19 protein-coding genes are annotated in these 20801 nt (G+C 42.2%); 1 reads left to right on the forward strand and 18 read right to left on the reverse strand.

Annotated features, from left to right (window positions below; all coding sequences use genetic code 11):
• Window positions 1–66: 66 nt before the first annotated feature.
• The 5 genes from rpoZ to NSQ41_RS11295 all read right to left on the reverse strand — a co-directional run bounded on the left by rpoZ (window position 67) and on the right by NSQ41_RS11295 (window position 4831).
• A complete protein-coding gene (rpoZ, locus tag NSQ41_RS11275) occupies window positions 67–267 on the reverse strand; it encodes a DNA-directed RNA polymerase subunit omega (protein WP_063388646.1) in 201 nt (66 codons plus the stop codon).
• Window positions 267–890: a guanylate kinase gene (gene gmk, locus NSQ41_RS11280; protein ID WP_063388455.1), complete on the reverse strand. Its 624-nt coding sequence runs from the start codon at window positions 888–890 to the stop codon at window positions 267–269. Before gmk ends, rpoZ begins: the two co-directional genes overlap by 1 nt.
• A gap of 12 nt (window positions 891–902) precedes the next feature.
• The gene (locus tag NSQ41_RS11285) at window positions 903–1166 is read right to left on the reverse strand and encodes a DUF370 domain-containing protein (RefSeq protein WP_063388456.1); all 264 of its coding nucleotides are present in this window, start codon (window positions 1164–1166) and stop codon (window positions 903–905) included.
• Window positions 1167–1188: 22 nt separating this feature from the next.
• Entirely contained in the window at window positions 1189–2064 is an 876-nt protein-coding gene (locus tag NSQ41_RS11290; RefSeq protein WP_339192956.1) for a YicC/YloC family endoribonuclease, read from the reverse strand.
• 94 nt (window positions 2065–2158) lie between these two features.
• On the reverse strand, window positions 2159–4831 hold the full coding sequence (locus NSQ41_RS11295) for a calcium-translocating P-type ATPase, SERCA-type (RefSeq protein WP_339211618.1): 2673 nt from the start codon (window positions 4829–4831) through the stop codon (window positions 2159–2161).
• Between the two features lie 128 nt (window positions 4832–4959).
• Between NSQ41_RS11295 and NSQ41_RS11300 the strand changes: the two genes are divergently transcribed.
• Window positions 4960–6666, forward strand: coding sequence for an NFACT RNA binding domain-containing protein (locus NSQ41_RS11300; protein WP_339196602.1), 1707 nt, complete (start codon window positions 4960–4962; stop codon window positions 6664–6666).
• 154 nt (window positions 6667–6820) lie between these two features.
• Here NSQ41_RS11300 and NSQ41_RS11305 read toward each other — a convergent pair whose 3' ends face one another.
• The 13 genes from NSQ41_RS11305 to NSQ41_RS11365 all read right to left on the reverse strand — a co-directional run bounded on the left by NSQ41_RS11305 (window position 6821) and on the right by NSQ41_RS11365 (window position 20801).
• Complete coding sequence (locus tag NSQ41_RS11305; RefSeq protein WP_339196605.1) at window positions 6821–7594, reverse strand: sirohydrochlorin chelatase; 774 nt, start codon at window positions 7592–7594, stop codon at window positions 6821–6823.
• Window positions 7591–8370 (reverse strand): uroporphyrinogen-III C-methyltransferase, encoded by a 780-nt coding sequence (gene cobA / locus NSQ41_RS11310; protein WP_339209957.1) that lies wholly within the window; start codon window positions 8368–8370, stop codon window positions 7591–7593. The genes NSQ41_RS11305 and cobA overlap by 4 nt, the downstream gene beginning before the upstream one ends.
• A gap of 14 nt (window positions 8371–8384) precedes the next feature.
• The gene (locus NSQ41_RS11315; RefSeq protein ID WP_339209959.1) at window positions 8385–8606 is read right to left on the reverse strand and encodes a DUF3906 family protein; all 222 of its coding nucleotides are present in this window, start codon (window positions 8604–8606) and stop codon (window positions 8385–8387) included.
• A gap of 13 nt (window positions 8607–8619) precedes the next feature.
• A complete protein-coding gene (locus tag NSQ41_RS11320; protein WP_063388462.1) occupies window positions 8620–10245 on the reverse strand; it encodes a ferredoxin--nitrite reductase in 1626 nt (541 codons plus the stop codon).
• 23 nt (window positions 10246–10268) lie between these two features.
• Window positions 10269–10865, reverse strand: coding sequence for an adenylyl-sulfate kinase (gene cysC, locus NSQ41_RS11325; RefSeq protein WP_339196612.1), 597 nt, complete (start codon window positions 10863–10865; stop codon window positions 10269–10271).
• 12 nt (window positions 10866–10877) lie between these two features.
• Window positions 10878–12020 (reverse strand): sulfate adenylyltransferase, encoded by a 1143-nt coding sequence (sat, locus tag NSQ41_RS11330; RefSeq protein WP_339209960.1) that lies wholly within the window; start codon window positions 12018–12020, stop codon window positions 10878–10880.
• A 487-nt stretch (window positions 12021–12507) separates the two neighbouring features.
• Window positions 12508–13227 carry a phosphoadenylyl-sulfate reductase gene (locus tag NSQ41_RS11335; protein WP_339209961.1) on the reverse strand — a complete coding sequence of 240 codons (720 nt, stop codon included), beginning with the start codon at window positions 13225–13227 and terminating at the stop codon, window positions 12508–12510.
• A 265-nt stretch (window positions 13228–13492) separates the two neighbouring features.
• Complete coding sequence (gene pyrE, locus NSQ41_RS11340; protein WP_339196621.1) at window positions 13493–14128, reverse strand: orotate phosphoribosyltransferase; 636 nt, start codon at window positions 14126–14128, stop codon at window positions 13493–13495.
• Complete coding sequence (gene pyrF, locus NSQ41_RS11345) at window positions 14125–14841, reverse strand: orotidine-5'-phosphate decarboxylase (protein ID WP_339209963.1); 717 nt, start codon at window positions 14839–14841, stop codon at window positions 14125–14127. The genes pyrE and pyrF overlap by 4 nt, the downstream gene beginning before the upstream one ends.
• Window positions 14810–15745 carry a dihydroorotate dehydrogenase gene (locus tag NSQ41_RS11350; RefSeq protein WP_063388468.1) on the reverse strand — a complete coding sequence of 312 codons (936 nt, stop codon included), beginning with the start codon at window positions 15743–15745 and terminating at the stop codon, window positions 14810–14812. The genes pyrF and NSQ41_RS11350 overlap by 32 nt, the downstream gene beginning before the upstream one ends.
• Window positions 15739–16515, reverse strand: a complete 777-nt coding sequence (locus NSQ41_RS11355) for a dihydroorotate dehydrogenase electron transfer subunit (RefSeq protein ID WP_063388469.1) — start codon at window positions 16513–16515, stop codon at window positions 15739–15741. The genes NSQ41_RS11350 and NSQ41_RS11355 overlap by 7 nt, the downstream gene beginning before the upstream one ends.
• Window positions 16516–16528: 13 nt before the next feature.
• Window positions 16529–19717, reverse strand: a complete 3189-nt coding sequence (carB, locus tag NSQ41_RS11360) for a carbamoyl-phosphate synthase large subunit (protein WP_339209965.1) — start codon at window positions 19715–19717, stop codon at window positions 16529–16531.
• On the reverse strand, window positions 19710–20801 hold the full coding sequence (locus tag NSQ41_RS11365; RefSeq protein WP_339209967.1) for a carbamoyl phosphate synthase small subunit: 1092 nt from the start codon (window positions 20799–20801) through the stop codon (window positions 19710–19712). Before NSQ41_RS11365 ends, carB begins: the two co-directional genes overlap by 8 nt.

Raw genomic sequence — 20801 nt, forward strand, 5'->3', positions numbered from 1 at the left:
TCCTCCTATTTCTCAGCTTTTTAAAAAAATAACAACCTATCAAGTAGGTTGTTATGACAGCAGCTATTATTTCTCAATCTTTTCATAATTAAGCAGCCCTGCATCAATTTCTTCCAGCGCTTTTCCGACATATTTTACAGATACCGTGTTTTCCAATTGCTGGTCATTGTTTTGCTGCATTTGCCGCGCTCTTTTTGCTGCTACAGTTACTAGTGTATATTTTGAATTGATACGGTTTAATAGGGAATCAATTGATGGATAAAGCATCAAGACTCAACCTCCAAAAATTTTTTGTACATTTGTGCAACTCTTTCCCTTCTGCAATGTTCAGCAGTCACAATCGCTTTAATTTTTTCACAGGCAAGATTCACTTCATCATTAACAACAACATAGTCATAATAATCCATCATGTCAATTTCTTCTTTTGCTTTTTTCATCCGATTATTGATCAAGTCAGCTGACTCTGTTCCTCTCGTGACAATTCGATTTTTCAGTTCTTCCAGGCTAGGCGGGAGTAAAAATATAAACAACCCGTCAGGAAATGCCTTTTTAACTTGAAGAGCCCCTTGAACTTCAATTTCTAGAAAAACATCTTTTCCTTCTGCAAGTGTTTTCTCTACATATTCAACGGGTGTACCGTAATAATTCCCAACATATTCTGCCCATTCAAGCAGTTTGTTTTCCTTAATCATCTGTTCAAATTGTTCGCGTGTTTTAAAAAAATAATCTACACCGTCCTTCTCACCCTCCCGTGGGGTTCTCGTCGTCACTGAGATCGAATATTGAAAATTGACGTCTTTTTGTGCAAACAACGCTTTGCGAACAGTGCCTTTTCCCACTCCGGACGGTCCAGACAAAACAATTAACAAACCTTTTTTCTTTAATTGCATTTCAAATTTACCCTACCCTTCATCAGACAGCTCATCTTTATTGGAAAGCCTTTGAGCAACTGTTTCCGGTTGGACGGCAGACAATATAATATGGTCAGAATCCATTATAACAACTGCTCTCGTCCTTCTTCCATATGTCGCATCAATAAGCATTCCTCGTTCTCTTGCATCTTGAATCATCCGCTTTATCGGAGCCGATTCGGGGCTTACAATGGAAATGATGCGGCTTGCTGAAACGATGTTGCCAAAGCCAATATTAATTAATTTAATTCCCATGATTTTTCCCCCTAAAAAGCCTTTATTCAATATTTTGAACTTGCTCTTTTAATTTTTCAATAACAGTTTTCAATTCCACAACGAAAGCAGAAATGGCCGAATCATTCCCTTTAGCTCCGATCGTATTGGCTTCCCGGCTCATCTCTTGTACGATAAAATCAAGCTTCCGCCCTATCGGTTCATCTTTTTCGATCGTTTTTCGAAACTGGCTCAAATGGCTTTCTAATCTTGTCAATTCTTCCGTAATATCCGATTTGTCAGCGAAAATTGCCACTTCCAACAATATTCTATTCTCATCAATATTCCCTGTTATAAACTCGGATAAACGCTTTTGCAATTTATCTCTGTAGTTGCTTGCGACAATACTGGCTCTTGATTGAATATGCTCTATGATTTGCTCTAACGCTTCCAAATGCTCAAGCAAGTCTTCTTTTAGCTTGCTTCCTTCTGCAGCCCGCATTTCCAGCAGTTGATTGGCCGCTTCATGAACAGCTTCTAACATCATACATTCAAGCTCTTCATTTTCATTCGCAACCTCTTGAATTTCAAAAATATGTTCATCATGCAAAAGGTGCATGAAACGAATGGAATCATCTATATGAAAACGGCGTTTCATTTCGTTCAAAGCGTCTATGTATTGAGCGGCAAGGGACCAGTCAACGTTTAGGGTTCTAGAAAAAAGACCCTCTCCGCTGACCGTGATGTACAATTCCACACGTCCTCGATTTATATAAGATTGTACGGCTTTCTTTATTTTTTCTTCAAGCGAAAAAAAATTTTTAGGCATCCGCACGCTGATTTCACAAAACCGGTGATTGACCGATCTCATCTCAACTGTTATTTGCATCTGCTGCACCGTTTTTACCGAGCGGCCAAATCCCGTCATGCTTAATACCATTGTACCACATCCGTTCTTTCGTCGCCTTCAAAACAAAAGAAAAAAAGAAAGGTCATAGAATAGCATCTATCACCTGAAAAAATTATAACATAACTTATCGTTTTTTTCTTGTTAAAATTGATCCTGCCAGCAAAAATGTCGGCAGAGCGGACATGACGAAAATAAACAGCCAATCTCGAGCCATGATAGGCGTTGTATGGAAAATCGGTTGAAGCGGCTCATAATAAATGACAACAAGCATTAAGATTATGGATGAAAAGACTGCCAGCAGCAAATAAATGTTGCTAAAAGGATTCCGGTCAAAAATCGTTTTTTCCGTTCTTGAATCAAACACTAAAATCAATTGGGACAAAACAAGTGTTGCAAAAGCAGCTGTTTGCGCGTAGGCAAGCTGTTCTGTATTCCGTTCATAAATGAAGTAAAAGACAAGTAGTGTGGACAGCCCGATTAAAAACCCGCGAGATAAAATTTTCCAGCCAAGCCCTCTCGAAAAAATCCCTTCTTTCGGATCGCGAGGCTTTCTTTTTAACACATCTTCTTCTGCAGGATCAAGGCCAAGCGCCATAGCCGGCAGGCCATCTGTTACAAGATTCACCCACAAAATTTGAATCGGAACAAGCGGCAGTGGCAATGCTAAAATCATGGCAAATAACATAACTAGTATCTCTCCTACATTTGATGCTAATAAATAGCGAATAAATTTCCTGATATTGTCATAAATATTGCGCCCTTCTTGAATCGCTGCTTTAATGGTGGCAAAGTTATCATCAACGAGAATAAGAGAGGAAGCTTCTTTTGCCACATCGGTGCCGCTCATTCCCATCGAAATGCCTATGTCTGCCGCTTTGATTGCCGGGGCATCATTTACGCCGTCTCCAGTCATTGCAACGATATGTCCTTTGTTTTGCAATGCTTTCACAATTTTCAATTTATGCTCCGGAGAAACTCTGGCAAATACGTAAATATCATCAACTACTTCTTCCAATTCTTCAATCGTGAGCTTGGACAAAGATGATCCGTCCATTACTTTACCGTTAGGCGGCAATATTTCTAGTTCTTTTGCGATAGCTTGTGCGGTAATAACATGATCGCCTGTTATCATGACAGTTTTAATGCCTGCTTCACCGCATTCCTTCACCGCTTGTTTCACTTCTGGTCTTGGCGGGTCAATCATTCCTTGTATGCCAATGAAAATAAGAGAAGATTCCGCTTCAGCTTGGGGTAGAGATCCTGTATGAAGCGGTTTGTATGCAACTGCTATCGTTCTTAATGCTTCGTTTGCCTGATGAAAAATCGCCTTTTGAATGTCATTTTTTCGCTGCTCCGTTAAACGTTCTTTTCTATCGTGCCAAAGAACATGTGTCGAACGTTCTAACATAACATCTGGAGCTCCTTTTGCAACTGCAAAGCATTTTCCGTCTTTATCTTGAACAATGACGGACATCATTTTTCGGTCGGAGTCAAAAGGAAATTCTCGCATAATATGAAATTGCTTCAATAATTTTGATTTTGACAGCCCCGCTTTCATGCCAGCCACGATCAACGCACCTTCCGTCGGGTCGCCATCAAGGGAATATTCTCCATTTGTTTCAATAATATCAGATGTTGAAGCAAGCATTCCAAACATTAACATTTGCTTCAACGGTTTATGAGCAGCCGGATCAATTTTTTTTCCGTTTTCAAAAAACTCCCCAGCAGGCTGATAGCCCGCACCTGTTACCTTCCATGATTTATTGCTTATCCAAATGTCTGTCACAGTCATTTGGTTTTGAGTCATTGTTCCTGTTTTATCTGAACAAATGACGGTTGCACATCCGAGCGTTTCAACAGCTGGAAGCTTTCGGACAATTGAATTTTTCTTGATCATCCGCTGGACGCCCAATGCCAATGCAACCGTAACAATCGCCGGCAAGCCTTCAGGAATCGCCGCCACTGCCAGCGAGACCCCCGCCAAAAACATTTCATAAACAGCATGTCCTTGCATGACTCCGATTCCTGCTACTAATACCGTCAAGAGAAGAGCTACAACAATTAAAACTTTGCCCAGCTCTTCTAATTTTCTCTGCATCGGTGTCAATTGCTGCTCCTGGGTTTGCAGCAAATCTGCAATTTGCCCCATTGCCGTTTTCATGCCTGTAGCCACGACAACGCCGACTCCGCTTCCTCTTGTTACAAGCGTGCCCATAAAGGCCATATTTTGCATATCGCCAACGGATCCTTGATTCCCTTTTAATGGGCGTGTATGTTTTCCAACAGGGACGGATTCGCCAGTTAGTGCCGACTCCTCGACTTCAAGGCTTGATACCTGAATGAGACGCACATCAGCTCCGATTCGATCGCCGCTTTTAAATTTAATGCAGTCCCCTACGACAATTTCTCTCGAAGGGATCTTCACCCACTTCCCGCTGCGCAATACAGTAGTCTGCGGGCTTGACAGTTCTTTTAATGCAGCAAGAGACTTCTCTGCCTTTTTCTCTTGAATAAATCCAAGAACTCCGTTCAAAATCACAATCGCAATAATGGCAACTGCATCAATATACTCTCCTAAAAGGCCGGAAATGACGGTTGCCGCAATTAAAACAAGAACCATGAAATCTTTAAACTGGCCGAAAAATAACAAAAGATTTGATTGCCGTTTTCCTTCTGCAAGCTCATTGTATCCTAATTTTTTTCTGCGGTTTTCTGCTTCTTTTTCTGATAATCCTTTTTTTATATCGACATTCAATGATTGAATTGCTTCTTGTTCTGTCAATTCATGCCATTTCATGAATTTCTGTTTCACCCCTTTTCACCTTTTGATACACGCTCTAAGAACAACATATTCAGCCTTGTCCTAAAACATGTTATAATTTAGTAAGTTTTTTCTTGGACTTCATGGAAAAAGGGTGAGCAAATATGTCTTTTGACGGCATTTTTACATATTGTGTTCAAAGAGAATTGAAACAAGAGCTTGAAGGCGGAAAAATCACAAAAATTCATCAGCCTTCTAAGCACGATCTTATCTTGCAAATTCGTCAGAAAGGTAAAAATTATCGTCTGCTTATATCCAATCATCCCAATTTTGCGCGCATTCATCTTACAGCCTCCAACTATGATAATCCGCAAGAACCGCCGATGTTCTGTATGGTTTTAAGAAAGCATTTGGAAGGAAGCATCATTGAGGAAATCAGCCAGGTCGGACTTGATCGAATCGTCATGCTGCAAATGAGATCCCGCAATGAATTAGGGGATATCACCAGGAAACAATTATTTGTCGAGATCATGGGAAAACATAGCAACATCATCTTAGTCGATCAAGAAAAGAAGATGATCATTGACAGCATCAAACATGTATCAGCTGCAGTCAATCGCCATCGCTCTGTTTTGCCCGGACACGCATATGTTTTTCCTCCAGACCAAGGCAAATTGAATCCTTTTCATGCTTCAGAAGAAACGGTTTTGAAAAAAATTGATCTGTTTTCAGGAAAATTTGAAAAACAAATTGTCGACCAATTTGCTGGCATCTCGCCTCTGTTGGCAAAAGAAATCGTCTACCGCTCTGGAATCGCCAATAAGGAATCGGTTGCCAGAACGCTTACGTCCGTTTTAAATCAAATAAAAAGCGGAAGCATTGTTCCGCAAATGACAAAAACTTTAAATAAAGAATATTTTTATATTTTGCCTTTAGAGCACGTAAAAGGAGAAAGGAAAACATTTTCTACCATAAGCGAATTGCTAGACCGATATTTTTACTCGAAAGCGGAACGCGATCGAGTGAAGCAGCAAGGGCAGGATTTAGAACGCTTCATCATCAACGAGCGAAAAAAGAATGAAACGAAAATCCAAAAGTTAAAACACACGCTCAAAGAGGCTGAAAAAGCAAATACGCTGCAGCTTTACGGCGAACTATTGACAGCGAACATGCATGCTGTGAAAAAAGGGGATAAAGAAGTCGAAGTGATCAACTATTATGACGAGGATGGACAAAAGATCAAAATTCCGCTTGATCCTTTGAAAACTCCTTCCGAAAATGCGCAAAGTTATTTCCAAAAATATCAAAAAGCCAAAAATTCCGTTTTAGTTGTCAAATCACAAATCGAAAAAGCAGAACAAGAAATCGAATATTTTGACCGGCTTCTCCAACAGCTTGAAACGGCTTCCCCTAAAGACTTAGAGGAAATTCGAGAAGAATTGATCGAAGGGGGATATTTGAAAAAAAGAGCGAACCACCCGAAGAAGAAAAACGTAAAACCAGTATTGGAAACTTATCTGTCCAGCGACGGAGTTGAAATATTAGTCGGCAAAAACAACAAGCAAAACGAATACTTGACAAACCGGGTTGCTGCTAGAGACGATATTTGGCTTCATACAAAGGACATACCCGGCTCCCATGTTGTGATCCGAAAAAAGGATCCATCTGAACAGACCATTTTAGAAGCAGCGAATCTTGCAGCTTATTTCAGCAAGGCGCGTCAGTCAAGCTCCGTACCTGTCGATTATACAAAAGTGCGCTATGTAAAAAAACCGAATGGCGCCAAGCCTGGGTTTGTCATATATGAAAATCAGCAAACGGTCTATGTGACGCCTGATGAAGAGCTCGTGCTGAAGTTGAAAAAACAATAGACGTTTTTTCTGCTTCTCCTTCTGCTTTTATAAGCTTCTTTTATGAAACTCTTACTCCATTAACAACGTTGATCATCGGGAATGTCGCCTTCACTAGCTCTAATCTTGAAAAATTATGTACGCCTCATTTCAGTACAGAGAAAAAGGAAACCATTCATAACACGGTTTCCTTTTTCAAATATTTATTCTCTTCTCTTGTTGCAAACGCTTCTTCAACTCTGAAGCGAAGCAGTTCTTTTACAGCCGAATGGTTTCCGATATGATCAGTTAACATAATATTTTTATTCGTTACCTTTTTCAATTGCTCGATTTCCTTTTGAACTCCTTTTAACAATAGACCTGTAAACAATAAATAAGGCACAAAAATTATTTCTTCTTCCGTCATTTTTGGAACGGATTGAACAACATCTTGAAAAAGAGGAGAAGCTGCGGTTAAAAAGCAGCACGTCACCGGTACTTCCAATCGCTCTTCAAGCATGCGGCCAATCCTTAAAAAATCTTGCTGCATTTCCACATCGCGGCTTCCTCGACCGATCAAAATCATTCTAGACTTTTTCGGTCTATTCAAAACGCGTTTAATTCGGTCTTCCACCGCCTGTAGCATCAATTCATCAACGCCAAAAGGCATGCCATAGGAGATCATTGCTTCCGGATACTTTGTCTGCAATGTCGAAAGAATAGCTGGTATATCTTGTTTGGCATGGCCGGCAGCTAATAACAGCACTGGGATTACCGCAATATGAGCAGCTCCTTTTGCGAAACAGGATGCAAATCCTTCCTCAATGGTAGGCTTTGCAAGCTCAAGGAAAGAGATTTCTTGAATCTCGTATGGCAGGCTCGCCTTCACGTCATTGAAAAAATGAATCGCCTCTTCTCTAGAATCTCGCAACCGACTGCCGTGAAAGATATACAGAACCCCTTTTTTCATAACGAAACACCTGTTGTAAAATCGATGTTGCTCATCTGCTTCTCAAACCAGTTCAACTGGTCATGAAAACGAACGACTTCGCCGATAATGATCATGCATGGATTAGAAATACAATTTTCTTTTGCCGATTTCGCCATTTCCTTCACGTTTGTCGTTACTGTGCGCTGTTCTTCCGTAGTTGCCCATTCAATAAAGGCAACAGGTGTATTGGGATCCTTCCCGCTTCGGACCATCATGTCTTGGATTTCCGGAATATTTTTCACACCCATATAGACGGCAACGGTGTCCGCCGCCTTCATCAAATGAATCGTTTCCTCTTTTGTTTTCCGGTCCCCTGCTCTATGCCCGGTAATAAACGCACAAGAAGCGCTGATGCTGCGATGCGTAAGCGGGATGCCAGCATAAGCGGAAGCGGCGGAAGCAGCCGTAACCCCGGGGATCACTTCAAAAGGAATTCGTTTTTGAACCAATACTTCCGCTTCCTCTCCCCCTCTGCCAAACAGATAGGGGTCGCCTCCTTTAAGCCGAGTTACGATTTTGCCTGCTTGGGCATACTTCACTAAAAACTTATTGATCGTCTCTTGGCGCATCGTATGGTAATTTGGCAATTTGCCGCAATAAATGAGATCCGCTTCTTTTTTTGCATAAGCAAGGAGCTCTTTGTTGACAAGCCTGTCATATAAAATCACATCCGCCTTCTGAATCGCCTTCATCGCTTTTATTGTGATTAACTCTGGATCCCCTGGGCCTGCTCCGACAATATAAACTTTTCCCACGCTGATCTCCCCCACTACGTACAGAGCGTCACGTCGCTTTCATCAATCACAAACCCTGCACTTTTTCGTATTTTTTTCTTTTCGTACAACGTAATATCTTCAATGTCAAGAACCTTTAAATAAAATTTTTCAAGCTCCACATCTACTTGCTCGAATGCTTTCAAATCATTTTCGGCCGCGATGATAACTGGAATTTCCTTCTCCTTCGTTTTAACAAGAAAGCGATATAAATACATGCTGACACCCCATTTAAGCTCCGAGAGGTTCCAAAATCTCATCGAGCTTCGCCTGCAAAGGTTCAATGCCGACGCGATCATAATATTCTAAAAAGGTTTCGCCGGCCAGCTTCGTTTCTTTGAAATATTGCAGAAAATCTTTCAACACTAAATGAAGCTTCTCTGCCTCAATTTTTCCTTTCAATTTTTCATTAAATCGGCCGCCGTCAAGAAGCGTTCCGCCAACATGAATTTCGTAGGCATCGACCATTTTTTTATCTTTTGTTCTCATCAAAACGCCTTGCAGACCGATGTCCGCGATTTGCCGCTGACCGCATGAATTCGGGCAGCCTGTGATGTGCATTCGAACAGGTACATCCAATTCTAATTCTTGATCCAAATATTCGACAATTGTTTTCATCCGCTGTTTCGTTTCAACAAGCGCAAGGTTGCAAAATTCCGTTCCAGTGCAGGAAACGGCATAACCAATGAATGATTTCGGCTTGATGGTAATTCTGCCCTTTTGAAAAATTTCTTCTGCCAGCAAAGCTTCAACTTGATCATCCGGAACGTTCGGAATCACAATATTTTGTGTATTGCAAGTTCGGATTTGTCCATTTCCGTATTTTTTGGAAATTCTGGCGATCTCCAGCACTTCCTCGGAATAAAGTCTTCCGAGCGGAACATTAAAGCCAATGTAATTCAAGCCTTTTTGCTTTTGCGGATGAACGCCGTAAAAATATCCTGCATTCCAGCCTTTTGTTTCATCGTTTCCTCTCTCCGGAAGCGGACCTGTCAGTTCAAGCAGTTTTTCTTGGAATTTTTCTACACCCCAATCGGCAACTAAAAATTTTAGACGGGCGCGGTGTCTTTTCTCACGATAGCCGTAATCACGGAAGATGGTTGTGACCGCAATGGCAACATCCTTCACTTTATCCGGGGTTACGAAAATGTTCAATGGTTGGGCCAAATGCGGTTTTGATGATAGTCCGCCACCGACCTTTACATGAAAGCCTTTCACAAGCTTTCCATCAATCTCTTTTGTAGCTGGTATGAAAGCTAAATCATTGATTTCGGCATGTCCGGAATTGTAGTAGCTTGCACTAATCGAAATTTTATATTTTCTTGGCAAATTGGAAAAATCTCTATTTTTATGGAAAAATTGATGAATTTCTCGCACAATCGGCTCTGTGTCCAAAAGCTCCTCCGGGTCAATGCCCGCAAGAGGATTTCCAATCACGTTGCGGGCGATGTCGCCACAGGCGCCTACCGTTGTTAGACCGACTTCATCCAAGCGTCTAAATATTTCCGGAATGTTCTCGATTTCCAGCCAATGGAATTGGATGGCTTGACGAGTTGTAATATCAAATAGGTCCCGGCCAAAATCTCTGCAGATCCCTGCGAGTGCAACGACTTGTTCATAGTTTAATATTCCCGTCGGTACTTTGATCCGCATCATAAAATAACCGTCTTTTTTAGGCCGTTGAAGATACAGCCCCGCCCATTTGAGCAAATCCCAATCTTCTTCCGGAATGGAAGCAAAGCCGTTTTTCGCAAAGGTGTCGATTTCTTCCAAAATATCCAATCCGTCTTTTTCAAGCTTTTTTAATTCAAACTTATTTAAATTTTCATTGTTTGCCCATACTTTTTCATGTGCCATTGCAACTCCCCCAATGTTTAAAATTATAGGAACTTTCGATTTTTTAAATATTGAAAAATATGTTCAACACTTTCTTCTACTGACCATTCCTCAGAATGAACAATGATTTCAGGATTTTCAGGCTCTTCATATGGATCGTCGATACCTGTAAAATGTTTTATTTCACCGTTTCTCGCTTTTTTGTACAGCCCTTTCGGATCTCGTTTTTCACATTCTGATAATGAGCATTTAACATATATTTCAATGAACTCATCATGCTCGAGCAAATTTCTTACTAACTCCCGATCTTCTTTATATGGAGAAATAAAGGCTGTCAAAACAACTTGACCGCTGTCTACAAATAATTTTGCAACTTCTCCAATGCGCCGAATGTTTTCTTTTCGGTCCAATTCCGAAAAGCCTAAATCTTTGTTCAACCCATGGCGAACGTTGTCCCCATCTAATACGTAAGACGAAATATTTTCATTGAACAGTTTTTGGTTTAATGCATTGGCTAACGTTGATTTGCCGGAACCAGACAATCCGGTAAACCATAGAACAAAGCTGTGATGCCCCAACTTTTTCCTCCGCTCTTCTTTTGTGACGGAATGGTGATGCCAAACAATATTTTTACTTGTCACGTTTATTCCACCTCATTTTTGCAATTCTTCTTGGCGCAGTCCTTTTACGAGCACTTCAACAACTTCCGGACGGCTGAAAGTGTTTGGCAGCGGCTCGCCGTTTCGCAGTTTTTCCCTTACTTTTGTGCCTGATAAAATGACACGGTCGTCATCGGAATGCGGACATGTTTTATGGGAGGCCATGCCGTCGCATTTTTTGCAATAAAAGCTGTGTTCAAAAAACAGCGGCGTAATATCTAATTCCTCTTTTGTAAAGTTGGAAAAGATTTTTTGCGCATCATATGTTCCATAGTAATTTCCAACCCCTGCATGGTCTCTTCCAACGATGAAATGCGTACACCCATAATTTTTTCGGACCATAGCATGGAATATCGCTTCCCTCGGTCCGGCATAGCGCATGGCGGCTGGAAAAATTCCTAACAGAACACGATCTTTTGGATAGTAATTTTCTAACAGGACTCGATAGCTTTCCATGCGAATATCTGCAGGAATATCATCCTTTTTTGTTTCGCCGACCAGCGGCTGCAGAAATAATCCGTCTACGGTTTCAAGAGCTGTTTTTTGAATGTATTCATGCGCCCGGTGAACAGGATTTCTCGTTTGAAACCCTACGACTGTATTCCAGCCGAAACGTTCAAAAGCGGCTCGAGATTCCGCTGGTTCAAATGTTTCGTTTGGAAACGGCTTTTCCGTTTTCTTTACTAACACGACATCCCCGCCAAGATAGACAGGTGGACGCTCATACAATTTAGCAACTCCTGGGTGCTCTTCATCTTTTGTCCGATAAACATATTCCGCTTCTTTTTGTTTATCCGGCTTATATTTATCTTCCACTTTGATCACACCGTATACTTCTCCGTTAAATGTCAGCTTAACTTCATCTCCAATGTCGATGCGATCAGCTTGTTCTTCTTCAACAGGAAGTGTAATTGGAATGCTCCAAACTATACCATTGGCAAGACGCATGTTTTCGACAACACTATCATAATCTTTTTTAGTTAAAAAACCCGTTAATGGACTAAATGCTCCAATACCGATTAACTCTAAGTCAGAGAGCCCGATATTATCCAATTCAATGGCTTCTTGAATATGGGAATAATCGTATTCTGGATTATAGCGGTTGATTAATATTCCTCCATGCGGTGCAATCCCCATTTGATCTCCTCCTTGTTATGCCATATATTCCTATATTCATATTTATTTACTAGGCTTTTATTGAAAAAAATTTTAGCCTGAGCCGATAAATAAATCTTAATCGTTGCGATACGCCATCATCAAAAACGAGTAAAAAGAATCATTTCATGAAACGAGTCTTCAAAACTTTATTTTTTTATGACGAGTTTTTATAAAGCATTATATGCGGAAAAAGGCCTGCTGTAGATCAAACTATCACTTCACTTGTAAGTGATATTCATATTTTGATTGAACAAACACCAAAGATAAAATGATTGAATCAACTATCGATGAAGCCGAAGCAGACGGTTTAGGCACCTTCACCTCCACCGACCATTGAACAGAGAACATTTCCAGCAGTCCGAATGGAGGAAAAAGCGATATGTTTTTACCGCTCCTGTACGACAGGCAGCACCCGCTGCCGCCGCACCGCTTCCTCTAATGGTTATAAAAACAGATAAGGCTTCCTTTATTTTGTCACACTTGTACTCTCATGTAATCCGCATTCAAGCTTTTGATGGCCGACCCATCTTCCAGAACGCAGATCATCCATGTTAATGGCTGGCTGAGTGCAAGGCTGGCAGCCAATGGAAGGATAACCTTGATCATGTAAGACGATATAAGGCAAATCATGTTTATAAACATATCGCCAAACTTCCTTCCATGTCCAGTGGATGAGAGGGCAAATTTTTACCTTTTGGAATTTCTCATCTTTATTAATATAGTTTATATGTTTTCTTGTCGGCGATTGTTCTCTTCTCAATCCTGAAATCCATGCTTTTACAGGTTCAAGTGTCTCCCTTAAAGGAATCACTTTCCGGATGTGGCAGCAAAGATTCGGATCTCTCTCCCAAAGCTTATCCCCATATTGCTCTTTTTGCTCTTCTAATGTGATCTCTGGTTTTTTCAATTCTATATTTAAATCTGGGTATCGATTTTTTACTTTTTCTATGCAATCATAGGTTTCTTTAAAATGCAGCCCTGTATCCAAAAAGACAATCCGTGCGGTCGGATTGACCTTTGATATTAAATCAATGAGTACAATCCCTTCAATCCCAAAGCTGCACGAATACACAATATCATCTTTATATGTTGAATATGCCCATTCCAACACCTCTAGGGCACCTTTTGTGTCCGATGTCTCATCAAACACGAGATCAGGTTCCGCCCAGGTTTCGTACGTAAGCATTCGCCTTTCCCCCTTATTAGAAAAGGAATAGAGCTCGTTCAATAAAAGGATTGAAAACCGCCTCTAGTCGTCTAGTCAGCGGTTTATTGAGACAGCTTTTTATTTCTTTCATTTGTACAAATGATATTTTGTACTTAAAAACTAGGTTAGCAGATTCACAGTGTTCCTTTCAAGAACGTGCTATATGCTTTCAAATTTTATCATAATTTTCCTAAAAGTCAACCCGAGTTTTTTGATTGGAATTAAATATTTTATGAAAGGGAGGTTAAACTTTTTCGAGCCAACTGTCGTTTTCAGGATTTTTTCGCCATAATGACAAGCGGTCGAGATCTTCTTTCGAAATCATTTGTTCTTCCAAAGCCACTTGGATTAAAGTGTCATAATCGCTTAATGCGATCGCAGGAATGCCAGCATTGGCAAAATTTTGCTTTCCTTGAGGAAGACCGTAGGTGAAAATGGCGGCGACACCTAGTACTTGACAGCCAGCATTTCTTAGTGCTTCAACAGCTTTTAAGGAGCTTGCCCCTGTTGAAATCAAGTCTTCGATTACAACCGCTTTTTGTCCTTCCCTCACTTTTCCTTCTATTTGGTTTCCCTTCCCATGCTTTTTCGGTGTGCTGCGCACATAACACATCGGCAATCCCAACTCTTCAGCAACTAATGCCGCATGGGGAATACCGGCTGTCGCAGTTCCAGCAATTAATTCAGCATCGGAAAAATGCTCACTGATTAGTTGAACTAGTCCTTTGTAAATGATTTTGCGGAGCTTCGGATACGATAGAGTCAAACGATTGTCGCAATAAATGGGCGATTTTATTCCGCTTGCCCACGTAAACGGTTCATTTGGTCTGAGAGTAACTGCTTCAATTTCTAGCAAATGTTTGGCGATTTCCTTTTTCATTCCACCTTACCCTCCCATTCTTTTTTTACTTCATTGTAGGCTGCAACAGGATCCTCTGCCTTTGTAATTGTCCTGCCGACAACAATGGCTGATGCGCCTTGTTCCTTTGCAAATTTTGGCGTCGCAATGCGGACTTGATCCTGTGCTCTATCTTTTGCTAAACGAATTCCAGGCGTAACAGTCAGAAAAGATGGACCGCACGTTTTTCTTATTTCGCTTACTTCATGGACAGAACAAACAACACCGCTCATCCCGCTTTTTTTTGCATTTTCCGCATAATGTAAAACCGTCTCAAGCAACGGCTTTTCAATGAGAAGTTCATGTTTTAGCATCTCGCTGGAAGTGCTTGTCAGCTGGGTGACAGCGACAACATCTGGACGCTTATTTCCGCTCTGAGCTCCCGCCTCCAGCCCTTCTATCGCTGCTTCCATCATGTCTCTACCTCCCGCAGCGTGAATAGTGATCAAATCGACTCCGAGCTTGGCAAGTCCTTTCATCGTTTGTTTCACGGTATTTGGTATATCATGCAGCTTCAAATCAAGAAATATTTGATGACCGCTTCGCTGTAATTCTTCAATGATAGAAGGGCCTTCTTGATAAAAAAGTTCCATCCCCACTTTAACAAATAAAGGCTCCTCAAATATTTGCACAAACTGCAATGCTTTTTCTCTCGTATCAAAATCAAGGGCAAGAATTAGAGGACGATTTTTCATCTTTCCAGCTCCTTCCGACACATTCATTCACATGATCAAAGCCTAATTCTTTCAGCCGATTCGGCAACGCATCAATAAGTTCAACACAGACGTAAGGATTGACAAAATTCGCTGTACCAATTGCGACTGCCTTTGCTCCTGCCTGCAAAAATTCTATGCAATCATCGACATTCATAATTCCTCCCATGCCAATGACCGGGATTTCTACACTTTGGGAAACCTGATAGATCATACGAACGGCAATCGGCTTGACAGCAGGTCCAGAAAGCCCGCCTGTTCCATTAGCAATAATCGACCGGCCTGTTTTCACATCGATCCGCATGCCGAGGAGCGTGTTGATCATCGTAATTCCGTCTGCTCCCGCTTTTTCCACCGCTTTTGCCATGGCGACAATGTCAGTTACATTTGGAGAAAGCTTGACATAAACCGGTACTGAAGAAACGTTTTTCACAGCTTCTGTTAAATGTCCGGCTACTTCAGGAACTGTTCCGAACATGATCCCCCCTTGTTTAACATTCGGACAAGAAATGTTCAGTTCAAGTGCTTTTACGTTAGGCGCTTTACTGATTTCTTTTGCCACTTCCACATATTCTTCAACAGTCGAGCCGGCAATGTTCGCAATGATCGGAACATCAAATTGAGAAAGCCAAGGAAGCTCTTCCTCCATCACTTTTTTTAATCCGGGATTTTGCAACCCGATGGCATTGAGCATTCCCGACGGCGTTTCCGCCACCCTTGGTGTTGGATTTCCGAATCTAGGCTCAAGCGTTGTTGCTTTGATCATGATCGCTCCAAGCTTGGATAAATCGTACAGCTTGGCAAATTCGCGGCCAAAGCCGAAGCATCCTGATGCGGGCATGATCGGATTTTTTAACTCAAGACCAGGAAGCTTAACAGTTAACATTCCAACATCACCTCCCCGATTCGAAAAACAGGCCCGTCGGTACAGATTTTCTTATAGCCCGAATCATTTGCATCGGTTTTCGTACGGCGGACACAGGCAAAGCAAGCGCCGATTCCGCAGCCCATTCTTTCTTCCAGGGACAAAAACACTTTTTTATGCGGAAATGCTTCTTCTATCGCTTTTAACATTGGAGTTGGTCCGCATGTATAGAGCGTTTCAAATGTGAAGCGTTGTTCATTGATGATATCCATAACGGTTCCTTTTGCGCCGAATGTGCCGTCAACTGTTGCCACAAACGTTTCGCCCAGCTCCTTAAACTCTTGTTCGTAAAACACCGCCGCTTTTGTTGAAAATCCTAATACATGGACAACTTCCACTCCATTTTGAACAAGCTGCTTCGACAATTCATAAAGAGGGGGAACGCCAATGCCGCCACCGACAAGCAATGCTTTTTCCTTCGTTTCTTCAACCGGAAAACCGTTTCCGAGCGGTCCGAAAACATCGACAAGCTCACTTGCTTTTTTTCTGGACAATCTTTTCGTTCCGGCGCCTTCTGCCCGATAAATTAATGTCATCGTGTTTTTTTCGGCATTGTATTCGGCAATGCTGATCGGTCTTCTTAATAACAGATCAAAACTGTCATCCACTTTTATTTGAACAAATTGTCCCGGACGAGTAATGCGTTGAACGAGCTCTCCTTTTAATTCCATTTTATAAATGTTTTTCGCAATTGGCCTGTTGCTGATGATTTCCATCCAAGCTTTGATCATTGGATCACCTTCTTTACCTATTATGTTCGGAGAGATTTTCAACCGTAAAAGCCATCGATTCAAGCACGCGTAAAATTGCCCTTGCAGTGTCTAAAGAAGTGAGGCACGGCACACCGTTTTCAACCGATTCCCTTCTGATTCTGAAGCCGTCGCGCTCAGGCTGCTTTCCTTTCGTCAGCGTGTTGATGACAAATTGCGCTTTTCCATTGCGTATCACATCCAAAATGTTGTCGCCGCGTGATCCGATTTTGCTGACAACCTTTGCTTTTATGCCGTTCTCTTCTAGAAACTTTGCGGTTCCTTCCGTCGCCAGCAGTTGATAGCCGATATTGCGAAATCTGCCCGCAATTTCTAAAGCCTCGTTTTTGTCCTTTTCAGCAATCGTAAGCAGCACTGATCCGTGCTCGTAAATATTCGTACCGGCTGCAACAAAGCCTTTATAAAGAGCCTTTTCAAAGGTGGCATCCTTTCCGATTACTTCCCCAGTTGATTTCATTTCTGGTCCAAGCGTAATGTCTACACGGCGCAACTTCGCAAATGAAAATACCGGCACCTTCACAAATACACCTTTCGGCTCTTTTGCAAGCCCTGTTTTCACACCGAGTTCCGGCAAGCTAGCACCGAGTATCACCTTTGTCGCAAGCTTAGCCATCGGAATTCCGGTAATTTTACTTAGAAACGGAACTGTTCTGCTTGATCTTGGGTTCACTTCCAATACGTATACCCGCCCGTCAGCAATTACAAATTGAATGTTTAGCAGTCCGACAATATTCAGCCCTTTTGCCAAACGAATCGTATAATCAACAAGTTCTGTTTTCAACTGATCAGATAACGTTTGCGGCGGGTAAACCGCTATCGAGTCCCCTGAGTGCACGCCTGCCCGCTCAATATGCTCCATAATGCCCGGAATGAGCACATGTTTACCGTCTGAAATCGCATCAACTTCCACTTCTATTCCGGTTAAATATTGATCAATTAAAACGGGATGTTCCGGATTAATTTTTACTGCATGTTCCATATAATGGAGCAATTCTTCTTTATGGTAGACAATTTCCATCGCCCGGCCGCCAAGCACATAGGAAGGACGGACAAGCACCGGATAGCCGATTTCTTCCGCAATTTCCACCGCTTCAGCGACGGATAGAGCCGTTTTCCCTACAGGCTGTGGTATTTCCAAAGCTTCAAGCACTTGTTCGAACTTGTCGCGGTCTTCCGCCCGATCTAAATTTTCCAGGCTTGTTCCTAATATTTTGACACCTCGTTTTGCCAGCTTGCCTGCCAAATTGATTGCCGTTTGCCCGCCGAATTGGACGACAACGCCAATCGGTTTCTCCAAGTCGATAATATGCATGACATCTTCGATCGTCAGCGGTTCAAAATACAGCTTGTCGGAAATGCTGAAATCCGTTGACACCGTTTCTGGATTGTTATTGATAATGATTGCTTCATATCCTGCTTCGCGAATCGCCCAAACAGAGTGAACTGTTGCATAATCGAACTCAATACCCTGCCCGATTCGAATCGGCCCTGAACCTAACACGACAACACTTTTTCGTTCAGTCACAATCGATTCATTTTCTTCTTCATATGTGCCGTAAAAGTAAGGCGTCTCGGATTCAAACTCGCTTGCGCACGTATCAACCATTTTGTAAACTGGAACAATTCCTTGTTTTTTCCGAAACTCATAAACTTCCGATTCATCTGTATTCCATAACGAAGCGATAAAGTGATCAGAAAATCCGAGTTGCTTTGCTTTTCTCAACACATTTACATCAAATGGAGATTTTTTCAGTTCTCGTTCATATTCGATAATGTTGTTTATCTTATTCAAGAAAAAGCGGTCGATTTTGCTCCATTGATGAATTTGCTCAACGGAAAAACCCCTTCTCAGCGCTTCGCCGATGTAAAAGATTCGTTCATCCCCTGCTTTCTTGATTCGCTTTTCAATCATTTCATCTGAGACATCGTTTTCTTTCAATGTTAAATGGTAGACGCTTGCTTCGAGAGAACGAACAGCTTTTAACAACGATTCTTCAAACGTGCGGCCGATCGCCATGACTTCACCGGTTGCTTTCATTTGAGTGCCAAGCACACGGTTGGCTGATTCAAATTTATCAAACGGCCATCGCGGTATTTTCGTGACAACATAATCAAGCGCCGGTTCAAAGCAAGCAAATGTTTTCCCTGTCACTGGATTGATGATTTCATCTAACGTTAAACCGACGGCAATTTTCGCTGCGAGTTTCGCAATCGGATATCCTGTCGCTTTTGATGCAAGGGCGGATGAGCGGCTAACCCGCGGGTTCACTTCGATAACGTAATATTGAAAACTATCCGGATCAAGAGCAAGCTGAACATTGCAGCCGCCTTCAATGCCAAGAGCTCCGATAATTTTTAATGACACGTTTCTGAGCAGCTGGTATTCTCTGTCTGAAATCGTTTGGCTGGGCGCCACAACGATCGAATCGCCTGTATGAATGCCGACGGGGTCAATATTTTCCATGTTGCAGACAACGATTTTATTATCTTTTGAGTCCCGCATCACTTCATATTCGATTTCTTTGTAGCCGGCAATGCTTTTTTCGAGCAGACATTGATGAACAGGGCTGAGCTTTAGACCGTTTGTGACAATTTCAATCAGTTCTTCCTCATCGTGACAAATGCCGCCTCCGGTCCCGCCAAGTGTATATGCAGGCCGGACGATCACCGGATAGCCGACTTGCTCCACAAAATGAAACGCTTCTTCAAGCTCATGAATTATGGCGCTTTCCGGCACCGGTTCATTCAGCTCCTTCATAAGCTCGCGGAACAGTTCACGGTCTTCAGCTTTTTGAATGGCTGAAAGCTTAGTTCCTAAAATTTCAACGCCGCACTCTTCTAAAACACCCATTTTATGAAGCTCGACCGCCAAGTTTAGTCCAGTCTGTCCGCCGAGAGTCGGCAGGATCGCATCCGGCCTTTCCTTGCGGATGATTTTGGCGACAAAGCTCGGCGTGAGCGGCTCCATATACACTTTGTCGGCAATTTCCGTATCCGTCATAATTGTCGCTGGGTTCGAGTTGACAAGAACTACCTCATATCCTTCCTCTTTCAATGCTAAGCACGCCTGTGTTCCCGAATAGTCAAACTCCGCCGCTTGTCCGATAATAATCGGTCCTGATCCGATAACTAAAATTTTCTGAATATCTTTCCGCTTAGGCATTGAGATTCCCCCTTTGAGCAGTCTTTTCCATCAGCTCGATAAATTGATTAAACAATGGATTGGCATCCTCAGGTCCCGGCGATGCTTCCGGATGGTATTGAACAGCGAAAGCAGGATGCACGCGATGTCTTAATCCTTCAATTGTTCCGTCGTTCAGTGCAACATGTGTTACTTCAAGCTCTGTATTCCTAATGGATTCGATGCTTACAGCATAGCCGTGATTTTGGGAAGTCATATACACTTTCCCAGTTTTTAAATCCTTTACTGGATGGTTTGAGCCGCGGTGGCCGAATTTTAATTTTTCTGTTTTCGCACCGCATGCTAAAGCGAGCAGCTGATGCCCTAAACATATTCCAAAGATAGGGGTTTTCCCGATAAGATCGCGCAGCATTTCAATAGCTTCTGGAACGTTTTGCGGATCTCCAGGTCCGTTTGTGAGCAAAACGCCGTCAGGCTTCAATCGCAATATTTCCTCCGCAGATGTATCATATGGAACGACGATCGAGTCGCAATTTCGGCTGTTTAATTCTCTTAAGATTCCATGCTTCATGCCAAAATCTACAACAACCACTCTTTTTCCTCTTCCTGGACTTTGATAAGGTCTTTTCGTCGATACAATTTCCACCTGATTGCGCGGCAGCTCCGTTTCTCTTAATTTCTCAGCCACTTGCTTTGGATCCGCCTCAGCTGAACAGATTGCACCTTTTAACGTTCCGTAGTTGCGGATAATTCTAGTCAGCCTTCTTGTATCGATTCCACTGATGCCAGGAATATCGTTTTCTATGAGAAAATCATTGATTGAATATAAACTTCTCCAGTTGGAGGGAGTTTCACAGGCTTCCTTCACAATCATCCCGTTCACGAACGGGCGGATCGTCTCAAAATCGTCGCGGTTGATGCCGTAATTGCCGATCAATGGATAAGTAAACGTTACGATTTGTCCGCAATATGAAGGATCTGAAAGTGTTTCTTGATAGCCTGTCATTCCGGTTGTGAACACAACCTCTCCGATGATGTCACGATCGCTTCCAAAGCCATCGCCGATGAAAACATCGCCGTTTTCAAGCACTAATTGCCGTTTCAT

It is taken from the genome of Aeribacillus sp. FSL K6-8210 (genome assembly GCF_037963925.1).
Taxonomy (GTDB): Bacteria; Bacillota; Bacilli; order Bacillales; family Aeribacillaceae; genus Aeribacillus; species Aeribacillus composti.

Excerpts from the sequence above, each read along its gene's own strand:
- rpoZ (WP_063388646.1), bottom strand. The coding sequence starts at position 267 with ATGCTTTATCCATCAATTGATTCCCTATTAAACCGTATCAATTCAAAA.
- gmk (WP_063388455.1), bottom strand. The coding sequence starts at position 890 with ATGCAATTAAAGAAAAAAGGTTTGTTAATTGTTTTGTCTGGACCGTCC.
- NSQ41_RS11285 (WP_063388456.1), bottom strand. The coding sequence starts at position 1,166 with ATGGGAATTAAATTAATTAATATTGGCTTTGGCAACATCGTTTCAGCA.
- NSQ41_RS11290 (WP_339192956.1), bottom strand. The coding sequence starts at position 2,064 with ATGGTATTAAGCATGACGGGATTTGGCCGCTCGGTAAAAACGGTGCAG.
- NSQ41_RS11295 (WP_339211618.1), bottom strand. The coding sequence starts at position 4,831 with ATGAAATGGCATGAATTGACAGAACAAGAAGCAATTCAATCATTGAAT.
- NSQ41_RS11300 (WP_339196602.1), top strand. The coding sequence starts at position 4,960 with ATGTCTTTTGACGGCATTTTTACATATTGTGTTCAAAGAGAATTGAAA.
- NSQ41_RS11305 (WP_339196605.1), bottom strand. The coding sequence starts at position 7,594 with ATGAAAAAAGGGGTTCTGTATATCTTTCACGGCAGTCGGTTGCGAGAT.
- NSQ41_RS11315 (WP_339209959.1), bottom strand. The coding sequence starts at position 8,606 with ATGTATTTATATCGCTTTCTTGTTAAAACGAAGGAGAAGGAAATTCCA.
- NSQ41_RS11320 (WP_063388462.1), bottom strand. The coding sequence starts at position 10,245 with ATGGCACATGAAAAAGTATGGGCAAACAATGAAAATTTAAATAAGTTT.
- sat (WP_339209960.1), bottom strand. The coding sequence starts at position 12,020 with ATGGGGATTGCACCGCATGGAGGAATATTAATCAACCGCTATAATCCA.
- NSQ41_RS11335 (WP_339209961.1), bottom strand. The coding sequence starts at position 13,227 with ATGCTTACGTACGAAACCTGGGCGGAACCTGATCTCGTGTTTGATGAG.
- pyrE (WP_339196621.1), bottom strand. The coding sequence starts at position 14,128 with ATGAAAAAGGAAATCGCCAAACATTTGCTAGAAATTGAAGCAGTTACT.
- pyrF (WP_339209963.1), bottom strand. The coding sequence starts at position 14,841 with ATGAAAAATCGTCCTCTAATTCTTGCCCTTGATTTTGATACGAGAGAA.
- NSQ41_RS11350 (WP_063388468.1), bottom strand. The coding sequence starts at position 15,745 with ATGTTAACTGTTAAGCTTCCTGGTCTTGAGTTAAAAAATCCGATCATG.
- NSQ41_RS11355 (WP_063388469.1), bottom strand. The coding sequence starts at position 16,515 with ATGATCAAAGCTTGGATGGAAATCATCAGCAACAGGCCAATTGCGAAA.
- carB (WP_339209965.1), bottom strand. The coding sequence starts at position 19,717 with ATGCCTAAGCGGAAAGATATTCAGAAAATTTTAGTTATCGGATCAGGA.
- NSQ41_RS11365 (WP_339209967.1), bottom strand. The coding sequence starts at position 20,801 with ATGAAACGGCAATTAGTGCTTGAAAACGGCGATGTTTTCATCGGCGAT.